The following is a 16254-nucleotide window of genomic DNA, read 5'->3' on the forward strand; positions in this document are numbered from 1 at the left end:
CGAGCAGCGCGCGGCCGGCGCACGTCAGGACCGGACGAGGACACGACGCGGCGCGCCCGGCGCTGACCGGGGCCGTGAACCAGCGGCCTTCCAAGGGACGGCGGCCCGGAGTCCGTCGACGGGACGCCGGGGAGCGAACAGCGAGACACCGCACCCGCGAACGGTCCTCCCGGGCCTCTCCCCCGCGGGCGCATGCCGTCGATCAGCCAGGCGGCAGGTTCCTCCGCCTGGCTGACGATTCGTCCATGCCAGGTCGCATCGGCTAGACCTCGACGACCACCGGAATGATCATCGGGCGGCGGCGGTAGGTGTCACTGACCCAGCGCCCGACGGTGCGGCGGATCGTGCGGCGGATCTGCATGACGTCGGCCACCCCCGCAGCGGCGACCTCCTGCAGCGCGCTCTCGATCTGCGGGATGACCGCGTCGAACGCGTCGGGGTCGATGCCCGAGCCGCGTGCGGTGATCTCCGGTCCGCCCGTCAGCTTCCCCGTGGTGGAGTCCACCACCACCGCGACGGAGATGAATCCCTCGTCGCCGAGGATGCGCCGGTCCTTCAACGCCACGTCGGTGATGTCGCCGACCGAGGTGCCGTCCACGAAGACGTATCCGCACGGCACCGCGCCGGCGATCCGCGCCCGGCCGTCGACCAGGTCGACGACGACGCCGTCCTCGGCGATCACGATGTTCTCGTCCGGAACCCCGGTCAGGCCCGCGAGCTTCGCGTGCGCCCGAAGGTGCCGCCACTCCCCGTGGATCGGCATGAAGTTGGACGGCTTGGTCAGGTTCAGCACATAGAGCAGCTCGCCGGCCGCGGCGTGACCCGACACGTGCACACGGGCGTTGCCCTTGTGCACCACGCGGGCGCCCCACCGGTTGAGACCGTTGATGACCTTGTTCACCGCGGTCTCGTTGCCCGGGACGAGCGAGGACGCGAGCAGGACCGTGTCACCCGCCGCGATCCTGATCGGGTGATCGCGGTTGGCCATCCGGGACAGGGCGGCCATCGGCTCACCCTGGGAACCGGTGCAGATCAGCACCACGTCCTCCGGCGGCCACTCCTCGATCTCGCGGGAGTCCACCAGCAGGCCCGCCGGGACCTTCAGGTAGCCGAGCTCGCGGGCCACCCCCATGTTGCGGACCATCGACCTGCCGATCAGGGCCACCTTGCGGCCGTGTTTCTCGGCGGCGTCCATGATCTGCTGGACGCGGTGGATGTGCGAGGCGAAGCTGGCCACGATGATCCGCTTCTCCGCGGTGCGGAACACGTCGTCGATGACCGGGGCGATCTCCCGCTCGCTGGTGACGAAACCCGGCACCTCGGAGTTCGTGGAGTCCGACATCAGCAGGTCGACGCCCTCCGACCCCAGCCGGGCGAACGCCCCGAGGTCGGTCAGCCGCCCGTCCAGCGGAAGCTGGTCCATCTTGAAGTCGCCGGTGTGCAGCACGATCCCGGCCGGGGTGCGGATGGCCACGGCCAGGGCGTCGGGGATCGAGTGGTTCACCGAGATGAACTCGCACTCGAACGGGCCGAACGCGCGGCGCTCGTTCTCGATGACCTCGACCTTGACCGGCTGGATCCGGTGCTCGGTGAGCTTGCTCTCGATCAGCCCGAGCGTGAGCCGTGACCCGACCAGTGGGATGTCGGGACGCTCCCGCAGCAGGTACGGCACGGCGCCGATGTGGTCTTCGTGCGCATGCGTGAGCACGAGGGCCTCGACGTCGTGCAGGCGCCCCCGGATGTAGTCGAAATCGGGCAGGATGAGATCGACGCCCGGCTGGTCGGGCTCGGGGAACAGCACCCCGCAGTCGACCACGAGCAGCCGCCCGTCGAACTCGAACACCGCCATGTTGCGGCCGATCTCCCCCAGGCCGCCCAGTGGAACGATGCGCAGGCCGTTGTCCGGCAGTGGCGGAGGCGGCCCGAGCTCGGGATGCGGGTGACTCATACGAGCTCCTCCCCCGTCCCCCATAGGTCAGTGCCGCTGTTCCGTGTGTTTCGCTCGCTCATTCGTCTCCATATGTGTCAGGTGTCCGCAAGCTTCACGCCGCCCGCGACCAGGTCCGTACGCAACAACGCGATCTGGTCCTCCGTCGCGTCGACGAGTGGGCGCCGTACATGACCGCCGCCCTGGCCGACCAGCGTCAGCGCGGCCTTCGCCATGATCGCTCCCTGGGTCCGCGTCATGATGCCCGCGACCACGGGCAGCACGCGGCGGTGCGTCTCGAGGGCGCCCGCGACGTCCCCGGACCGATGGCTTTCGATCATGGAGGCGAGCTGTGCGCCGATCACATGACCGGCCACGCTGACGAACCCGGCGGCGCCGACCGACAGCCACGGCAGGTTGAGCAGGTCGTCTCCCGAGTAGAACACGAGATCGGTGGCCATCATGACCTGGGATCCCGCGAACAGGTCGCCCTTGGCGTCCTTCACCGCGACGATCCGCGGGTGCTGGGCGAGCCTCACCAGGGTCGTGGTCTCAATGGGAACCCCGGTCCTGCCGGGGATGTCGTAGAGCATCACCGGCAGCCCCGCCGCGTCGGCGATGGCCGTGAAATGCTGGAACAGGCCCTCCTGAGGAGGCTTGTTGTAATAGGGAGTGACCACCAGCAACCCGTGCGCCCCCGCGCGCTCGGCGGCCCGGGCGAGTTCGACACTGTGACGGGTGTCGTTGCTCCCGGCCCCGGCGACGATGAAAGCACGGTCGCCCACGGCCTCGACGACCGCACGAAGGATGCGGTCTTTCTCCTCATCCGTGGTGGTGGGGGACTCCCCGGTGGTGCCACTGATCACAAGGCCGTCGTGGCGCTGCTCGTCGACGAGATATGCGGCGATCCGCTGGACGCCCGCATAGTCGACGGCGCCGTCAGAGGTGAACGGCGTGACCATCGCGGTCAGCATGCGACCGAAGGGGGCGTCGGAAGTTCCAGTTGGCGATGCCATAGACCGAACGGTACCCGGATTCCGGGCGGTTGTAGGACCCCGGCACCCCGTTATGTCCCTCGTCGCCGGAGCGCACGCCGCCGGTCGCTCCCGCTGATCGCCTGTGGCCGCCCGCTTGGGTCGACGGCTCCGGGAGCGAAAGAGGCCGCCGATATGTGCTCGGGGGTACACACATCAGCGGCCTCTAACCGAACAATCGGTGCGCCTTACGTCCGCGTTACACACCCTGCCGAAATTTTTCGCCGATTCTGGGCGGAAGGTCGCCTACAGGCCCGGACGGCCCTTCTGGACGCCCTGGGCGGGGCGGAAGACCGACCGCCGGAGGGATCCGTACCTCAGCGGGCCTCACCGAGGAGGAGTCTGTTCCAGAGGACCTCCATACGCACCGAGATCAGGCGTTCTGTCTCGCGGACGTCCGATCCCTCGGTGCTCCGGATCGTGCGGCGGATGAACACCAGGCCGCCGGAGTGGCACAGCTCGTAGATCGTCGCCTTGCATTCACAGGTGTGCAGGCGGACGCGCACGCGATCGCTGCGGGCGGTCGGCCGCAACCAGTTGATCTTCTGATGGTCCAACTGGATCGGGGCCACATGTATGCCGTGATACGGGGGCGGAACCGGAATTTCAGGACCTGTCGCCTTAGCGGGAGATTGGCCCATTCGCCGACCTTTCTGGGCGCAAAGTTGGAGTCACAGGCTGTATCCGTTACTCTGAGTTGCTCTTCGGATACGCCAAGATTGGGAAGCTTTCGTCAGCCCCTCAGGGAATGGATTCATGGCCAACTCTGATCCGGTCTACCTGCGCGTAGTCGAGGACCTCCGCCGCCAGATCATCGACGGCACGCTCCCGCCGGGGGCGCCGATCCCGTCTCGCCACCAGATCACCCGGAAGTACAGCGTCGGAGAGACCGCCGCTCGCCACGCGCTCCGCGTACTCGTCCAGGAGGGCCTGATCATCGGCCGGGTGGGATCTGGACACCGGGTGCGGGAGAAACCCGTCCTGCTCTCCTTGCAGCGCGATCGCACGGCCGACCCGCAGGCCGGGTTCACCATGGACATGCAGGCCTGCGGCCGGCAGCCGACGTCGAACTGGCGCAGCGAGCTTGTCGAGGCACCCCAGGAGATCGCACAACGTCTGCGGCTCGGCGACTGCGGCCCCGTCATCAAGGTGAGCTTCGTCCTCCGCGGCGACGGCCGCCCGATGCAGCTCCTCACCTCTTATGAACTGCTCGAACCTGGCCAGAGCCAGGCGCCGGAAGAGGGCACGGGAGAACGCAGGAGCATGCTCTCCCGGCTGGCCGCCACCGGCACCCCGGTCACGGAGATCAGTGAGACCGTCCACATCCGGGTGCCCCAGCCGACCGAGATCGACCTGCTGGAGCTGCCCGCCGGGGTTCAGGTCCTGCACGTCGAGCGGACCATCTGGGCCGGGGGCCGCGCGGTGGAGACCAGTGACATCGTGATCCCCGGCGACAGGTTCCGGCTCGCGTACGGAATCCCCGTCCACGCCTGACTGTCGGTCCCCGCTGGTAGAACCGTTCCGGAGTCCCCATCCGGAGGTGCCGATGCGCGTCAAGGACCTGCCCCCGGCCGACCGGCCCCGCGAGCGGCTGATGACGGCCGGCTCGGGGGCACTCGCCGACCGGGAACTGCTCGCCCTGCTGCTCTGCTCGGGCGGCAGGGGCGTCAGCGCCGTCGAGCTCGCCTCCCGGCTCATCGCGTACTGCGGCGACCTCGGCGAGCTCGCCCGCTCCGACCCCCACCGGCTGCTCGCCGTGCCCGGCATCGGCCCCGCCAAGGCGGCGCGCATCGCCGCGGCCTTCCACCTCGCACGGCGGGCCCGCGCCGAGCCCGAGCGCGTCCGCATCACCTGCTCGGCGGACATCGCGGCGGCGTCCGCCCCCATGCTCCATGGAAACCCCAGGGAGCGGCTCGTCATCGTGATCTGCGACCCGCGCGGCGCGGTCATCCGCCGTGCCGTGGTCAGCGAGGGCGGGAGCGACCACACCCCCGCGCCCGTTCGCGACATCATCTCCACCGTCCTCACCTCGGGCGGGGCCGCGTTCGGCCTCGCCCACAACCACCCCAGCGGTTCTCTCGATCCCAGCCGTGCCGACCTCGAGGTCACCGCCCGCCTCCACGAGGCCGCCGACACCGTCGGCCTCCGCTTCCTCGACCACGTGATCGTCACCGACACCGCCTGGCGCCGGGTTCCGGTCCCGCCCCTGGAGAATGCCTGATTGCAGAGTACGTCTAGTTGTATCGCGCCGTCCACTGATGAAAGTACTCGCCTAAGGCACATATCCGGACGGAACCCCCCGTCCTGGGTCACCTATCGTGCGACTGTGCTCGACCACGATGGGGATACTCACCTGTACGTCCAGATCGCCGACATCCTCCGGCGGCAGATTCTGGACGGGGATCTGACACCCGGTCACGCGGTCCCGAGCGAGGCCGAGATTCAGAGCCGGTTCGGTGTCGCGCGCACCACCGCCCGTCGGGCGTTCCACATGCTTCGCGAAGAGGGCCTCATCTACACCGTTCAGGGCGAGGGCACCTTCGTGGGCCGGCCCGAGATGCCCAGGGAACAGCGCAAGATCTCGTTGTATCAAAAGATCGCCAATGATCTGATCGATCGGATACGCAGCGGAGACCTGCGACCGCGACGCCCGATTCCCAGCGAGACCGCGCTCGTGCAGGAGTACCGGGTGGCACGGGAAACGGCGCGCAAGGCGATCGCGACCCTGCGGGAACAGGGGTGGGTCTACACCGTCCCGCAGCGGGGCAGTTACGTCTCTCCAGAGGAGAACTGGCCGAGAGACTAGCCCGTTTCCCTCGTCCGGTCGTCACCGCTCGTCTAGCGTGGGCACATGCTCGATCGTGATGGACCGGTTCCCGTCTACAAGCAGATCGCCGAGATGATTCGGACCCGGATCGACCGTGGAGACCTCGCTTCGGGAGATCCGTTACCGAGCGAGGCCGAGCTGACGGCCGAGTACGGCATCGCCCGGCTCACGGCCCGGCGCGTCGCCCGCGAACTGAGGGAGCAGGGTCTCGCCCACACGATCCAGGGCGAGGGCACGTTCGTGGGCGACGGAACGGTTCCCCGAGTCCGCCGCGGGGCGGCCGCCTATGAACGGATCGCCGATGAGATCGCGGACCGTATCCGCCGGGGCGACCTCAAGCCCGGCCGTCCCGTTCCCAGCGAGAAAACGCTGATCCAGCAGTACGGGGTCGCCAAAGCAACGGCCAGGCACGCCACCGCGCTCCTGCGCGAGCGCGGCTGGGTGTTCACCGTGCCCTATCGCGGGTCCTATGTCCGCGATCCCGGCGCCTGGCCCGGCGGCTGACCCCTCCGGCCGGGCCGGCCCCTGATCGCCTCCCGCCTCACTCCTCTCCGGAGAACCTCTCCCAGGCGGACTGGCGGGTCATACCGAGAGCCGCGCCGATTCTGGCCCAGGTGACACCGCGGTCGCGCAGCCGCTCGACCCAGACCCGCAGGTTGGCGTCGACCTGTTTGCCCACGGCCGCCTCCGTCTCCTGCTACACGTGCTCGGGCCGGAGTGCCGCCGGGTGATCCGCTTCGGCCCGGGGCCGGCGTAGTACGGCGAGCGCGGCCGCGAAGGCGGCGACCAGCAGGGCGAGGGAGATCGTGAAGGCGAGACGGTAGCCGCCGGTCAGCGCGACCGCCGTACCGGCCCCGCCCGCCAGCAGTTCCCGCGTGCGGGACGCGGCCAGCACGGACAGCACGGCGACGCCGATCGCGGGGCCGATCTGCTGAGTCGTGTTGAACAGTCCCGACACCAGACCCGCGTCGTCGGAGCGTGCCTCGGACATGCCGAGGGTGGTCAGCGCCGGGAGCACCAGGCCGCCGCCCATGACGAGCACCATCACGGGGAGCAGGTCCGTCAGGTAACGGGCGTCGACGGGTACGCGGACGAGCCAGGCCATCGCGCCGACGAGGAGCGTCAGACCGCTCAGCAGTACGGCCCGCGCGCCGAAGCGCGTGATCAGCCGCGGGGAGACGAACAACGACATCCCGGCGATGGACAGCGCCGCCGGGAGCATGGCCAGACCGGTGTCGAGCGCGCCGTACCCGAGCACCCGCTGCATGAAGAGCGCCACGACGATCTGGAAGGCGAACATCGCACCGAGCGTCAGGACCTGCACCAGGTTGGCCCCGGCGACCTGACGCGAACGGAGGACTCGCAGCGGCATGAGCGGGGTCCGGGCGGCCGCCTGGCGGACGAGGAAGGCGGCCAGCAGCGCGAGGGAAACGGCACCGTACGCCAGGGAGCCCATGCCGTACCGCTCGATGCCGACGACCGCGTAGATGCCCAGCATGAGACCCGCGGTGACCAGCAGAGCGCCGAGGGCGTCGGCTCCGGCCGACAGACCGATCCCCCGCTGGGCCGGCAGCACCCGTACCGCCAGCGCGATCACGGCCGCTCCGATCGGCACGTTGATGAAGAAGATGTAGTTCCAGCCGAGCACGTCGGTGAGCACCCCACCGAGCACCTGTCCCAGCGCCGCCCCGGCGGCGCCGGTGAAACTGAAGACGCCGATGGCCTTCGCCCGCTCTCCGGCGTCCGTGAAGGTCGTCACCAGAATGCCGAGCACGACCGCCGAGGCCATGGCACTGCCGACGCCCTGGAGGAACCGGGCGCCGATCAGCGCCTCCGGCCCGGTGGCCGCCCCGGCGAGCAGTGACGCGGCGGCGAAGACGGTGTTGCCCGCCAGGAACATGCTCCGGCGGCCGAGGAGATCGCCCAGCCGACCGGCCAGCAGGAGCAGACCGCCGTACGCGATGAAGTAGGCGTTGACGGTCCAGCTCAGCTCGGCGGGAGCGAAGCCGAGCTCTCGCTGGATCGCCGGCATGGCCACGGTGACGATGCTGCCGTCCAGGACCGTCATCAGCATCGTGACGGACAGCACGCCCAGCACGAGCCGCCGGGACGAGGAGAGTGCGGTACGCGACATGGGTCGCCTCCTGTTCGCATGGAAACAGGAGAGACCGTAACAGATAGTTTGGTTGCAGACGATCCCTTACAGGATAATCCCTAACAGATTTATCTTCTGTGGACGCGTCACACCCTCTGCCGCGCCCGACGCACCACCCGGGGCGCCTCCACCGGAGTGTCCAGATGCCCCGCGACCAGCCGGTTGAGCGCCCGGACGAGCACCTCGGCCTCCTCCTTCGGCAACGACTCCATGACGGCCCGGTGAACACCGTCGACGATCTCCTGACTCCGCCTCGCCATCCGCGCACCCTGCTCCGTCACCGCGACGATCCTGGCCCGCCGGTCCGTGCTGGACGGACGGCGCTCGGCGAGGCCGGCCTGCTCCAGGGCATCGATGGTGACGACCATCGTGGTCTTGTCCATGTCGCCGATCTCGGCGAGCTGGATCTGCGTGCGCTCCTCCTCCAGGGCATGGACGAGCACGCAGTGCATGCGCGGCGTCAGTCCGATCTCGGCGAGCGCCGCCGCCATCCGCGTCCTCAGCACGTGACCGGTGTGATCGAGCAGGAAGGACAGGTCGGGCTCGTCACGCGAGGGTGCCATGGCAGTCATGCATCCAGGCTATCAATCCGTCCCGTCCCGGATTATCTTCAAAAGTCCGAATTTTGCGGCCCAGAACGCCCCGAGGCGACCGGAACGGCCGGCCGCACCTCCGGGTACGGCTCCCGGCCGGCGTCGTCGCGTGAGATCGAACGCCCGCTCCCGGCGCACCCGGCGAAGGTCTCGATTATCCGACCCCGCCGACTGCCGTACAGTGGTCACCAGGGGTGATCGACCGTGGCTGGCCCGGCGGAGCTGCTCCGCGACTTCGTGAACACCTACGACGTCGAGGACGACGCCGACGAGCTCGCGTCCCCTGCCGAGCTGTCCATGTGGCTGCGCGAACGAGGACTGATCGAAGACGGAGACCGCGCCGTCGACGAGGACCTGGTCATGGCGGCCCGGCTACGGGAAGGGCTGCGGCGCGTGCTGCGGCACCACCACGACGCCGGGCCGTACGACCTCCCCGAGGATCTGGACGCGGCGCTGGCGGAGTTGCCGGTACGGGTCACCCTGGCCGTGGGAACCCCCGGTCTGCGGCCGGCCCTGACCGGGGTGGCGGGGGGACTCGCGCGGATCGCGGCGTCGATCCCCGCGGCCCACTCCGAGGGGACCTGGCGGCGGCTCAAGGTGTGCGCGCAGAACACCTGTCAGTGGGCCTTCATCGACTCGTCCAAGAACCGGTCGCGCTCCTGGTGCTCGATGCGGGTTTGCGGAAACCGCACCAAAACAAGGGCATATCGGGCACGACGCCGGGCGGAAGGTTCGCCCAGGTCGTCTTGACCAGTACGGTGTTACAGGTAAAGAAAGGAGCCGGCTGAATGGGTGTACGACCTGCCCGTCTCGAAGACGTCGACGCGGTGACGAGCACCCAGATCCGGGCGTGGAAGTGCGCCTACCGCGACTTCCTGCCTCCAGGCCCACTTGAGCAGATGACCGGGCCGGCGGCGGAGAAGATGTGGCGCCGCCAGTGGGACGAGGCGATCCTGTCGCCGCCCACCCCACGGCACCGGGTGCTGGTCGCGGTCGAGCGCGTGGTTCCTGACACGGACGCCTTCGCCGCCCTCGGGCCGGGCGGAGTCATGGCCACGGCGGCGCAGCGGGCATCCGACCGGGTCGTCGGCCTCGCCTCGCACGGGCCGGCCGAGGATCCGGATCTGCCCCCGGGCACGACCGCCGAGTTGCTGACGCTGCTCATCGACCCCAACCACATCCGGCGGGGCCACGGCAGTCGCCTGCTCAACGCGACAGCGGACTTCCTGCGCGAGGACGGCTACGACGCTGTCGTGACGTGGGTGTTCGCCGACAACCACCCGATGCTCGGCTTCCTGGAGTCGGCGGGGTGGGGCGAGGACGAGGCCGAGCGGGTGCTCGACATGGGCCGTCCCATCCGGATGGTCCGTCTCGGCACCGACATCCGCTGACATCGCCGATGCCTGTCCCGACATCCACCGGGACTCTCCTTCGGAGAGTCCCGCATCGCCTCCGCTGACCTTCGCCTCGTCTCGCGGACCCGGACCCCGCCGTCGACACGCGCCCCGGGGTTGGCCAGACTTGTGTGACCCTCATCGCATGGCACCCAGGTAAGAAAAAGGGAGACAAGTGGCCACCCCAGCTCAGTGGTTAGCGGGCGCGCGCCCCCGGACCCTGCCCGCCGCCGTCGTCCCCGTCGCCGTCGGCACCGGCACGGCGATCGCCGAAGGCGCGGCGGTCTGGTGGCGGGCCGCGGTGGCGTTGCTCGTCGCACTCGCCCTGCAGGTCGGGGTGAACTACGCCAATGACTACAGTGACGGCATCCGCGGCACCGACACCGATCGGGTCGGCCCGATGCGTCTCGTCGGCTCCGGCGCGGCCACACCCAAGGCAGTGCTCACCGCCGCTCTCCTGTGCTTCCTCACGGCCGCCGTCGCCGGTCTCGCACTCGTGCTCGCGACCGGGACGTGGTGGTTGCTACTGGTCGGTGTGGCCGCGATCGGAGCCGCATGGTTCTACACCGGCGGCTCACGGCCGTACGGCTACCGCGCCCTCGGCGAGATCTCGGTCTTCGTGTTCTTCGGCCTTGTCGCGGTGACCGGAACGACGTACGTCCAGGTCGAGCGCCTGAGCTGGCTGTCGTTGGCCGCCGCCGTTCCTGTCGGGCTCCTGGCCTGCGCGCTCCTCGTGGTGAACAACCTCCGGGACATCCCGACCGACGAGACGTCGGGGAAGCGGACCCTCGCCGTCGTGCTGGGCGACACCCGCACACGGCTGCTCTACACCGCGAACCTGCTCCTTCCGTTCGCCATCGCGCTCGCCCTGGTGCCGGCGCGGCCCTTCGTCGCGCTCACCCTGATCGCTCTTCCGCTCCTGGTGGAGCCGGTGAGAACGGTCCGGACAGGGGTCACCGGACCCGCCCTCATCGCCACACTCCAGCAGACCGGACGCCTGCAACTCGCCTTCGGCGCCCTTTTCACCCTCGGTCTGGCTCTCTGAGCTCGACCCCTCGGTACGGCTGTCGCCCCTCCCCGGCTCACCACAGCCGTACCGTGAGTGACCGTCAGCCTCGAACCGTCCCTGCGGATCCCGACGCCAGTTGCTTGAGGAGCACCATCACCTCGTCGAAGCGAGCGTCGACCTTGTCGAACCGGGAGTCGACCTTGTCGAACCGGGCGTTCACCGCGGCGAACTGAGCACTCACCTCGCCGAAGCGGAAGTCCACCTTTTCGAAACGAGCGTCCACGCTCGTGCGGAAGTCCACGATGTCGTCGCGCAGCGCCTGCATCATGCGCACGTTGGCGCCTTGGGCATGCTGCAGGTCCAGCCGCACACGCTCGACTTTGTTGTCGACGGCGCCGACCAGGATCTTGATCGACTGAACGTCGATCTCGAGCCCGGTGATGCGCTCCTCGAAGTCCATGGGGGCCATGGTAGCCATGCCTTTCTCCGGAGGGTTGTCGTCTCACGGACCGCCGGGGCGGCGGTCCGCGACAACCCTGCCGGAAACGAGGAGGACCGCGAGCCACAGAAAACGGTTCTGTGGACGGACTTCAACCCGGTGGATGACGTTTATGGACCTGGGAGTCCGGCCAGCCCTCCTGAAGCCGCGACCCCCCACCTGAGCTGCGAATATGGCAGCGGAAACGCCCAAGACGACCGTTTGACGATGGAAAGGGCGTCCGGTGGAGCCGGTTGAGGCCGGTCGAACGGGCTCCCCACACCAACGGCTTCCGGAAGAACGTCTGCCCCGGGCTCACGCGCGGCCTACAGGTCGAGAAGTCGCTCCAGCCCCACGGTGAGACCGTCGAGTTCCCGCACCCGCCGCACCCCGAGCAGGACCCCAGGCGTGAAGGACGCGCGATTCATGGTGTCGTGCCGGATGGTGAGGATCTCCCCCTCGCCGCCAAGAATGACCTCCTGATGAGCGATCAGGCCGGCCAGCCGTACGGCGTGCACGTGTACGCCGTCGACGCTCGCGCCGCGGGCGCCGTCGAGCTGAGAGGTGGTGGCATCGGGACCCGGACCGAGGCCCGCCTCCCTGCGCGCCTCGGCCACCAGCTCGGCGGTACGACGAGCCGTACCCGAGGGGGCATCCGCCTTGTTGGGGTGGTGGAGCTCCACGATCTCGACGGACTCGAAGTACTTCGCCGCCTGCGCCGCGAAGTGCATCATCAGCACCGCCGCGATCCCGAAGTTGGGCGCGATCAGCGAGTTGGTCCCGGGATTGGCGGCGAGCAGGCCGCGCACCTGGTCCAACCGTTCCGTGTCGAAGCCAGTGGTGCCCACGACGGTGTGGATGCCGTGGTCGATGCACCACCGCAGGTTCCCCATCACGACGTCGGGGTGGGTGAAGTCGACCACCACCTCGGCCTTCGTCAACGACTCCAGCGGGTCGTCCTTGTCGACGGCCGCCACCAACTCCAGATCATCGGCCGCGTGCACGGCCTTGCAGACTTCCACCCCGACGCGCCCGCGGGCGCCCAGAACACCGACCTTAATCACGCGCCCAAGGCTATAGCCCGGCCGGGCGGGACAGCCGCAGGGCGTGGCCGGTCTCCCACGCGAGCGACGGGTGGGAGACGAGCAGAGCCGCGCGGGTGAGACCCGCGCGGCCCCTGTGGACCCGGTCCCGCTCAGGCGATCGCGAAACCGAAGTCCTTGCCCTCGTACGGCCCGATCACGGCAAGGGTGAGCGGGCGGTTGAGCACGTCGAGGGCGACGTCGGCGATGTCCCGCGCGGTCACCGCCTCGATCCGGGCGAGCACCTCGTCCACCGACATGAGCTCCTCGTACACCAGTTCGCTCTTGCCGATGCGGGACATGCGCGAGCCGGTGTCCTCCAGCCCGAGCACGAGCCCGCCGCGCATCTGTCCCTTGCCCCGGATGATCTCCTCTTCCGAGATGCCCTCGGTCACCACCCTGGCCACCTCGTCCCGGCAGATCTTCAGCACATCGTCGATCTTGGACGGCAGGCAGCCGACGTAGATGCCGAACTGGCCGGTGTCGGCGTACTGCGCCGTGAAGCTGTACACGCTGTAGGCGAGGCCGCGCTTCTCCCTGATCTCCTGGAACAGCCGCGACGACATCCCGCCGCCCAGGGCGGCGTTCAGCACGCCCAGGGCGAACCTGCGATCGTCGGTCCGGGAGACGCCGGTGCCGCCGAGCACCAGGTTGGCCTGCTCCGTCGGCCGGTCGATCACCCGGACGCCGGAGCGCGACCCCACTCCCGGGCCGCCGACGCGCGGCGACGCCGGCCGCGCCCCGCCCGTCGCGCCGTTCAACGCGCCCGCGCGCTCGTAGGCGGCGGCCACCAGGGCGACCACCCGCTCGTGGCTCACGTTGCCCGCGACCGAGACCACGGTCCGGGGCGGCAGATAGTAGCGCTGGTAGTACTCGTGTATGCGGTCGCGGGTGAGCGCGTTGATCGATTCCTCGTTGCCGAGAATCGGCCGTCCGATCGGCGTGTCGCCGTACAGCTCGGCCGAGAACTGCTCGTGCACCACATCGGACGGGTCGTCGTCGTGCATGGCGATCTCCTCCAGGATCACGCCGCGCTCGGACTCCACGTCCTCGGCGGTGATCAGAGAGGAGGTGACGACGTCGGCGAGCACGTCGATCGCCAGCGGGAGATCCTCGTCGAGCACCCTGGCGTAATAGCAGGTGTACTCCTTGGCCGTGAAGGCGTTGATCTCACCGCCGATGCCCTCGATGGACGCGGAGATCTCCATTGCGTCCCGCGTGGGGGTGCCCTTGAACAGCAGGTGCTCCAGGAAGTGGGTGGCCCCCATGTGCTCGGGGGCCTCGTCCCGCGACCCGATGCCGACCCACATGCCGACCGCGACGCTGCGGACGGTCGGCATCGTCTCGGTCACCACGCGGAGCCCACCGGGCAGGACGGTGCGGCGGATGACCCCGACTCCGTCCTTGCCTGGATACAGAGTTGTGGTCGTCACGAGTTGCGGTCGTCCCGTCCGGACCGGGTACGGCTGCGACGGCGCGGCGTCCGCTGCTCCTCCTGCGGCGCGGCGTCCTCCACGTCGCCGGCGTCCTCGCCGTTCCCGGAGGCGGCACGCTCCGCGGCCTCCTTCTCGACGACCTCGACCGGCACCAGGGAGAGCTTGCCCCGGGAGTCGATCTCGGCGATCTCCACCTGGATCTTCTCACCGACGTTCATGACGTCCTCGACGTTCTCTATCCGCCTGCCGCCGTGCAGCTTGCGGATCTGGGAGACGTGCAGCAGGCCGTCCTTGCCGGGCAGCAGCGACACGAACGCGCCGAAGGCGGCGATCTTCACGACCGTGCCCAGGTAACGCTCGCCGACCTCCGGCATGTGCGGGTTCGCTATGCCGTTGATCAGCGACCGGGCCGCCTCCGCCGAGGGCCCGTCCGTGGCCCCGATGTAGATCGTCCCGTCGTCCTCGATCGTGATCTCGGCGCCGGTGTCGTCCTGGATCTGGTTGATCATCTTGCCCTTCGGGCCGATGACCTCGCCGATCTTGTCGACCGGCACCTTGATCGTGATGATCCGCGGCGCGGTCGGGTTCATCTCCGCCGGAGCGTCGATGGCCTCCTGCATCACGTCGAGGATCGCCAGGCGTGCGCCCCTCGCCTGCTTCAGCGCGGCGGCGAGCACATGGGCCGGGATGCCGTCGAGCTTGGTGTCGAGCTGCAGCGCGGTGATCAGGTCCTTCGTGCCGGCGACCTTGAAGTCCATGTCGCCCATGGCGTCCTCGGCGCCGAGGATGTCGGTGAGCGTCACATACTGATCGCCCTCACCGATGAGGCCCATGGCGATGCCGGCCACCATCTCCTTGAGCGGCACGCCGGCGTCGAGCAGCGACATGGTGGAGGCGCAGACCGACCCCATCGAGGTGGAGCCGTTGGACCCGAGCGCCTCGGACACCTGCCGGATGGCGTACGGGAACTCCTCACGCGAGGGCAGCACCGGCAGCAGCGCGCGCTCGGCCAGCGCGCCGTGGCCGATCTCGCGCCGCTTCGGCGAGCCGACCCGGCCGACCTCTCCGGTGGAGTACGGCGGGAAGTTGTAGTTGTGCATGTAACGCTTGGTCCGCTCGGGATTGAGCGTGTCGATCATCTGCTCCATGCGCAGCATGTTCAGCGTGGTGATGCCGAGGATCTGCGTCTCACCCCGCTCGAACAGGGCCGAACCGTGCACCCGCGGCACCACGTGGACCTCGGCGCTGAGCTGCCGGATGTCCTTGGAACCACGGCCGTCGATCCGGATGCCCTCCCTGAGCACCCGCTCGCGCATGAGGCTCTTGGTCAGCGAGCGGAAGGCCGCGCCGAGTTCCTTCTCGCGCCCCTCGAAGTCGGGCAGCAGCTTCTCGGCGGCGAGGGCCTTGACCCGATCGATCTCGAGCTCGCGCTCCTGCTTGCCGGCGATGGTCAGCGCCGAGGCGAGCTCGCTGCGCACAGCGGCGGTGACGGCCTCGAGAGCGTCCTCCTGGTAGTCCAGGAAGATCGGGTACTCGGCGGTCTCCTTCCCGGCGACCTCGGCCAGCTTGGCCTGCGCCTCGCACAGCACCTTGATGAACGGCTTGGCCGCCTCCAGGCCCTGGGCCACGACCTCCTCGTTGGGAGCGACGGCGCCCTCGGCGACCAGCTTGAGCGTGTCCCGGGTGGACTCCGCCTCGACCATCATGATCGCCACATCGCCGTCCGGCAGGACGCGGCCGGCGACCACCATGTCGAAGGTCGCGCCCTCCAGCTCGCTGTGGGTCGGGAACGCCACCCACTGTCCCTGGATCAGCGCGACGCGGACACCGCCGATCGGGCCGGAGAACGGCAGCCCGGCGAGCTGGGTCGACATGCTCGCCGCGTTGATCGCGACGACGTCGTACAGATGGTCCGGGTGCAGCGCCATCACCGTCGCCACGATCTGGATCTCGTTGCGCAGACCCTTGACGAAGGACGGGCGCAGCGGCCGGTCGATCAGGCGGCAGGTGAGGATCGCGTCCTCCGACGGCCTGCCTTCGCGGCGGAAGAACGAGCCGGGGATCCGGCCCGCCGCGTACATCCGCTCCTCCACGTCGACGGTGAGCGGGAAGAAGTCCAGGCTCTCCTTGGGATGCTTGGACGCGGTGGTGGCGGACAGGACCATCGTCTCGTCGTCCAGGTACGCCACCGAGCTGCCGGCCGCCTGCCGGGCGAGGCGCCCGGTCTCGAACCGGATCGTACGCGTGCCGAATGAGCCGTTGTCGACAACGGCTTCCGTACTGTGGACACCCTCCACGGGGGACCTCCTTGTTCGGTCG

17 protein-coding genes are annotated in these 16254 nt (G+C 69.1%); 7 read left to right on the forward strand and 10 right to left on the reverse strand.

Annotated elements, in window-relative coordinates; translation table 11 throughout:
* Positions 1 to 262 precede the first annotated feature (262 nt).
* The 3 genes from ACQP1K_RS20855 to ACQP1K_RS20865 all read right to left on the reverse strand — a co-directional run bounded on the left by ACQP1K_RS20855 (position 263) and on the right by ACQP1K_RS20865 (position 3533).
* Positions 263 to 1948, reverse strand: a complete 1686-nt coding sequence (locus tag ACQP1K_RS20855; RefSeq protein ID WP_433497386.1) for a ribonuclease J — start codon at positions 1946 to 1948, stop codon at positions 263 to 265.
* 77 nt (positions 1949 to 2025) lie between these two features.
* Positions 2026 to 2943 carry a 4-hydroxy-tetrahydrodipicolinate synthase gene (gene dapA, locus ACQP1K_RS20860; RefSeq protein ID WP_433497387.1) on the reverse strand — a complete coding sequence of 306 codons (918 nt, stop codon included), beginning with the start codon at positions 2941 to 2943 and terminating at the stop codon, positions 2026 to 2028.
* A gap of 335 nt (positions 2944 to 3278) precedes the next feature.
* Positions 3279 to 3533 (reverse strand): hypothetical protein, encoded by a 255-nt coding sequence (locus ACQP1K_RS20865; protein ID WP_433497388.1) that lies wholly within the window; start codon positions 3531 to 3533, stop codon positions 3279 to 3281.
* Positions 3534 to 3717: 184 nt separating this feature from the next.
* Here ACQP1K_RS20865 and ACQP1K_RS20870 point away from each other — a divergent pair, with 184 nt between their 5' ends.
* The 4 genes from ACQP1K_RS20870 to ACQP1K_RS20885 all read left to right on the forward strand — a co-directional run bounded on the left by ACQP1K_RS20870 (position 3718) and on the right by ACQP1K_RS20885 (position 6292).
* Positions 3718 to 4455: a GntR family transcriptional regulator gene (locus tag ACQP1K_RS20870; protein ID WP_433497389.1), complete on the forward strand. Its 738-nt coding sequence runs from the start codon at positions 3718 to 3720 to the stop codon at positions 4453 to 4455.
* Positions 4456 to 4507: 52 nt separating this feature from the next.
* On the forward strand, positions 4508 to 5182 hold the full coding sequence (locus tag ACQP1K_RS20875; RefSeq protein WP_433497390.1) for a JAB domain-containing protein: 675 nt from the start codon (positions 4508 to 4510) through the stop codon (positions 5180 to 5182).
* A 105-nt stretch (positions 5183 to 5287) separates the two neighbouring features.
* Positions 5288 to 5767 carry a GntR family transcriptional regulator gene (locus ACQP1K_RS20880; protein ID WP_433497391.1) on the forward strand — a complete coding sequence of 160 codons (480 nt, stop codon included), beginning with the start codon at positions 5288 to 5290 and terminating at the stop codon, positions 5765 to 5767.
* 45 nt (positions 5768 to 5812) lie between these two features.
* Positions 5813 to 6292 carry a GntR family transcriptional regulator gene (locus ACQP1K_RS20885; RefSeq protein ID WP_433497392.1) on the forward strand — a complete coding sequence of 160 codons (480 nt, stop codon included), beginning with the start codon at positions 5813 to 5815 and terminating at the stop codon, positions 6290 to 6292.
* 37 nt (positions 6293 to 6329) lie between these two features.
* On the opposite strand, the gene ACQP1K_RS20890 is transcribed toward ACQP1K_RS20885, so the two are convergent.
* The 3 genes from ACQP1K_RS20890 to ACQP1K_RS20900 form a co-directional block, all read right to left on the reverse strand.
* Complete coding sequence (locus tag ACQP1K_RS20890) at positions 6330 to 6467, reverse strand: hypothetical protein (RefSeq protein WP_433497393.1); 138 nt, start codon at positions 6465 to 6467, stop codon at positions 6330 to 6332.
* An 18-nt stretch (positions 6468 to 6485) separates the two neighbouring features.
* Entirely contained in the window at positions 6486 to 7922 is a 1437-nt protein-coding gene (locus ACQP1K_RS20895; RefSeq protein WP_433497394.1) for an MFS transporter, read from the reverse strand.
* Between the two features lie 107 nt (positions 7923 to 8029).
* Positions 8030 to 8515, reverse strand: coding sequence for a MarR family winged helix-turn-helix transcriptional regulator (locus tag ACQP1K_RS20900; RefSeq protein WP_433497395.1), 486 nt, complete (start codon positions 8513 to 8515; stop codon positions 8030 to 8032).
* Between the two features lie 225 nt (positions 8516 to 8740).
* On the opposite strand from ACQP1K_RS20900, the gene ACQP1K_RS20905 reads away from it, so the two are divergent.
* The 3 genes from ACQP1K_RS20905 (at position 8741) to ACQP1K_RS20915 (ending at position 10975) form a co-directional block, all read left to right on the forward strand.
* A complete protein-coding gene (locus ACQP1K_RS20905) occupies positions 8741 to 9286 on the forward strand; it encodes a CGNR zinc finger domain-containing protein (RefSeq protein WP_433497396.1) in 546 nt (181 codons plus the stop codon).
* A 38-nt stretch (positions 9287 to 9324) separates the two neighbouring features.
* The gene (locus ACQP1K_RS20910) at positions 9325 to 9927 is read left to right on the forward strand and encodes an N-acetyltransferase family protein (RefSeq protein ID WP_433497397.1); all 603 of its coding nucleotides are present in this window, start codon (positions 9325 to 9327) and stop codon (positions 9925 to 9927) included.
* Positions 9928 to 10105: 178 nt separating this feature from the next.
* Entirely contained in the window at positions 10106 to 10975 is an 870-nt protein-coding gene (locus ACQP1K_RS20915; RefSeq protein WP_433497398.1) for a 1,4-dihydroxy-2-naphthoate polyprenyltransferase, read from the forward strand.
* 64 nt (positions 10976 to 11039) lie between these two features.
* On the opposite strand, the gene ACQP1K_RS20920 is transcribed toward ACQP1K_RS20915, so the two are convergent.
* From ACQP1K_RS20920 to ACQP1K_RS20935, 4 genes are all read right to left on the reverse strand, one after another.
* Positions 11040 to 11399 (reverse strand): hypothetical protein, encoded by a 360-nt coding sequence (locus ACQP1K_RS20920; protein WP_433497399.1) that lies wholly within the window; start codon positions 11397 to 11399, stop codon positions 11040 to 11042.
* Positions 11400 to 11743: 344 nt separating this feature from the next.
* Positions 11744 to 12481 (reverse strand): 4-hydroxy-tetrahydrodipicolinate reductase, encoded by a 738-nt coding sequence (gene dapB / locus ACQP1K_RS20925; protein WP_433497400.1) that lies wholly within the window; start codon positions 12479 to 12481, stop codon positions 11744 to 11746.
* A gap of 131 nt (positions 12482 to 12612) precedes the next feature.
* Positions 12613 to 13932 (reverse strand): M16 family metallopeptidase, encoded by a 1320-nt coding sequence (locus ACQP1K_RS20930; RefSeq protein WP_433497401.1) that lies wholly within the window; start codon positions 13930 to 13932, stop codon positions 12613 to 12615.
* The gene (locus ACQP1K_RS20935; protein ID WP_433497402.1) at positions 13929 to 16232 is read right to left on the reverse strand and encodes a polyribonucleotide nucleotidyltransferase; all 2304 of its coding nucleotides are present in this window, start codon (positions 16230 to 16232) and stop codon (positions 13929 to 13931) included. The genes ACQP1K_RS20930 and ACQP1K_RS20935 overlap by 4 nt, the downstream gene beginning before the upstream one ends.
* Between the last annotated feature and the right edge of the window lie 22 nt (positions 16233 to 16254).

The organism is Sphaerimonospora sp. CA-214678 (assembly GCF_050942215.1).
Taxonomy (GTDB): domain Bacteria; phylum Actinomycetota; class Actinomycetes; order Streptosporangiales; family Streptosporangiaceae; genus Sphaerimonospora.

What these genes read in the sequence shown, in the direction of transcription:
- ACQP1K_RS20855 (WP_433497386.1), bottom strand. Translation starts at nt 1,948, where the DNA reads ATGAGTCACCCGCATCCCGAGCTCGGGCCGCCTCCGCCACTGCCGGAC.
- dapA (WP_433497387.1), bottom strand. Translation starts at nt 2,943, where the DNA reads ATGGCATCGCCAACTGGAACTTCCGACGCCCCCTTCGGTCGCATGCTG.
- ACQP1K_RS20870 (WP_433497389.1), top strand. Translation starts at nt 3,718, where the DNA reads ATGGCCAACTCTGATCCGGTCTACCTGCGCGTAGTCGAGGACCTCCGC.
- ACQP1K_RS20875 (WP_433497390.1), top strand. Translation starts at nt 4,508, where the DNA reads ATGCGCGTCAAGGACCTGCCCCCGGCCGACCGGCCCCGCGAGCGGCTG.
- ACQP1K_RS20885 (WP_433497392.1), top strand. Translation starts at nt 5,813, where the DNA reads ATGCTCGATCGTGATGGACCGGTTCCCGTCTACAAGCAGATCGCCGAG.
- ACQP1K_RS20895 (WP_433497394.1), bottom strand. Translation starts at nt 7,922, where the DNA reads ATGTCGCGTACCGCACTCTCCTCGTCCCGGCGGCTCGTGCTGGGCGTG.
- ACQP1K_RS20900 (WP_433497395.1), bottom strand. Translation starts at nt 8,515, where the DNA reads ATGACTGCCATGGCACCCTCGCGTGACGAGCCCGACCTGTCCTTCCTG.
- ACQP1K_RS20910 (WP_433497397.1), top strand. Translation starts at nt 9,325, where the DNA reads ATGGGTGTACGACCTGCCCGTCTCGAAGACGTCGACGCGGTGACGAGC.
- ACQP1K_RS20920 (WP_433497399.1), bottom strand. Translation starts at nt 11,399, where the DNA reads ATGGACTTCGAGGAGCGCATCACCGGGCTCGAGATCGACGTTCAGTCG.